The sequence below is a fragment of the Haloarcula sebkhae genome (assembly GCF_014647415.1).
Classification (GTDB): domain Archaea; phylum Halobacteriota; class Halobacteria; order Halobacteriales; family Haloarculaceae; genus Haloarcula; species Haloarcula sebkhae.
In genome coordinates, this window is record NZ_BMPD01000022.1 from 1 (window position 1) to 674 (window position 674).

The 674-nt window shown below is 53.3% G+C and carries 1 protein-coding gene; it reads right to left on the minus strand.

All coding sequences use genetic code 11. The features are described 5' to 3' along the window. Window positions 1-132 precede the first annotated feature (132 nt). Window positions 133-600 carry a winged helix-turn-helix domain-containing protein gene (locus IEY38_RS21160; protein ID WP_326838533.1) on the minus strand — a complete coding sequence of 156 codons (468 nt, stop codon included), beginning with the start codon at window positions 598-600 and terminating at the stop codon, window positions 133-135. Window positions 601-674: the final 74 nt, after the last annotated feature.

Below are 674 nucleotides of genomic sequence, written 5' to 3' on the forward strand. Positions count from 1 at the left end.
GCATCGACCGTTCCTCGTTACGCTGGAGCCCACGATACGCCTGATAGCCGATGTACAATCCAAGTAGCGCTGTGGCCGCCGCTACGATGCCGGTAACCAGAGCAATTGGAGAGTCAAGTCCAACGATAGACATCAGAATTTCCCCCACATACGTGTTAGCTGGTCCGAAACGTCGTCACTACAGCGAGTAATACCCCAGTCGAGCTCGCCATTGCGGATCGTGAGCTCGAATCGATCAAGTCGGGAGACGTATACAGTGTCGTGGTGGCCGTCAGAACGCGGACGTGTCTGCTCACTCATAAGACCAGCGTCGGTCAGCCGATCAAGTCGTCGATAGATAGACGATGTGGAGACACCACACTTCTCACCGAGTTCGGTAGCCGACAGCGGTGTCTCGCTAGTCGCAGTCAGGATTGAACGGATATGTTCATCATCTAGCAGTCCGACAACGGTCGCGAGATCTACATCGCTCGTTTCTGTATTAGATGTCATCCAAGTTGTACAGGCATCCAGTAGTCGAAGTGCAGTCAGTTTAGAATAAAGGCACTGTCGAACTCCGACCAGTGACTGCACAGCGGCATCAGTCATCGTGCTCTCCATGCAAATCGACGTAGGTGAGCATGACAAAATGGACCCCACCCGTGGAATACACAAGGGAAATGCCTTGCGCGTGA